The 1,994-nt window shown below is 46.1% G+C and carries 1 protein-coding gene; it reads right to left on the reverse strand.

Annotated elements, in window-relative coordinates:
• Positions 1-126: 126 nt before the first annotated feature.
• On the reverse strand, positions 127-1,994 hold a 1,868-nt coding region (locus NFS31_RS26540), incomplete at its 5' end, for an IS1634 family transposase (protein WP_251502045.1).

Genomic DNA, 1,994 nt, shown 5'->3' on the forward strand with positions numbered 1-1,994 from the left:
CCCGAGTTTGCCACTTATAAGATCCAAAATGGAGCCATAACGGCTCCATTTTTACTGTAACTATGCAGATTTTTCAGTGTTTATGCGGCTTGTGAGATTTTGAGAACATATACCTACATTTATGACCTACATGAAAATCTTTATTCCTGTTTTTATGCTTTTCAGTTCTGCTCTCCGGTATAGTTTTGCGGGAATGCTTATGCCGAAGGAGTCAAGGATCCGTTTCAGATCCGGATCATCTACATCCATGAAGCGGTACAGTTCTCCCGGCAGAAGGTCTACCTTCCATTTGTTTAGGGCTTCCTGCAGCCTGTGCCCGTTAAGCCCGGTGCTCCAGTACGCGTCCGGATCCAACGGTACGTCTCCGGAAGATATCATTCTCTTCTGGATGATGCGCAGTATAATCAACGCGATCATACAGATCAGCAGGTGTGCCGTCACATGTTCCGGTGTACGGACATAAAGCGGGCGGGTCTCCAGGTCCCCCTTCATTACCCGGAACTGGTCTTCAATCTGTGTCAGGCCATGGTATTTATCAATGACTTCCCGGGCATCCATGGTCAGTTCCGATGTGACGATCTGGTAGTAGCCGAGGCTTTTCCTGTACTCCGCAACCTTGTCAAAATCAATGAACGCTTTGAGCTTTGTGGAATCCAGGATCTCGCCGGTCGTTTCATTGACGCAATCCTTTTTAAAAAATTTACGCAGGCTTTTCGACTGGGTTGCGGTGATGCGGAAATTTTCTGGGTGTTCCTGCAGCTTTTTGAGGAAATCAAGGAACTTTTTGTTTTCCCGTTCTGCACGCAGATGAAATTTTCTGCTCCAATAAACAACTGCCTTTTCTTCGATGGTCCGCTTGTTTCCTTTTTCATCTTTGACCGTTTTCTTTACGATTCTGGATTTATATTTGAAATCATCGCTTACAGAAATGTAACCGTCGTCATTGTATGTCCATTCCTGTTCTTTTTTTGTGCTTTTCAGGAGGCTTTTTGAAACAATGTAGCCGTTCCCGGCATCTTTAAGGTGGAGCAGGTTCGGGTAGCAGCAGATCCCCCGGTCACCAATCAGGATAAAGCGGGAAAATTCCAGGCCGTCGATATTCTTTTCCATCGCAGAACGCAGGGTCAGATGGTCCAGGGTATTTCCCGGGAAGGATTCGATGGCAATGGGAATCCCGCTGTCATCCATAAAGAGTCCCATCTGGACGATAGGGAGCTTGCGCTCTTCCTTGCAGACGCCCATTTTGCGCTGTCCTTTTTCGATTACATTTCCCTCCCCGTCAAGGATATCGTCATCCGGCCCGTTGATCTCAAAATAGAAATTGGTCACATCATAATAAATGATCTCAGGGGAACGTCCGGCTTTTTTGACAAGGTTCGTATTGATCCTGCGGATGATCTTATCCTTATTGTCATAGATAAAGTCCAGGGTATCAAAAACATTGTCCGGGTTGTATTGTGTGAGGACCGGTTCAAAATAATCCCCGTTTTGCCGGACCGTGGCGGATTTGGAGGCAGGATTTAACAGCCTCCCGAATATCAGGAGTTTAGCAAAGCCGTAAACATCATACTGGATTTTGGTAAATCCTTTGTAAGAAGAGAAAAAAGTGTTCAGGCCCAGTTCTTCCAGGATGCGTTCGAGGAGGATATGGGAGAAAAGTTTTGGATGTCCAAAACATTCCGGGCTGCCCTCGCTGATGGAGAAGCGGTAGGCTTCTGCGGGTTTTGAAGACAGGCAGAACGGCGCCAGGGACGGAATCAGGGGATTTCCTGATTTGAAGGATTTTTTCAGGCGTGTGAGATAGTCAGGGAGCCCATCATCAAAGCGGTCCAAAGGGCCGATGTTAAGGAGAACCTTTTTTGTAGAAACCATGTCCCCGTTTTTATTGGGTTTTCTAACAGCATGGACAAGCCGGAGATAATCTTTTCCGTTATTCTTAAACTTTTCTATGAACATAATGGCACCTGACAAAGCGAAACAATATAACGATATAC

The sequence above is a fragment of the Otoolea muris genome (assembly GCF_943193115.1).
Lineage (GTDB): Bacteria > Bacillota > Clostridia > Lachnospirales > Lachnospiraceae > Otoolea > Otoolea muris.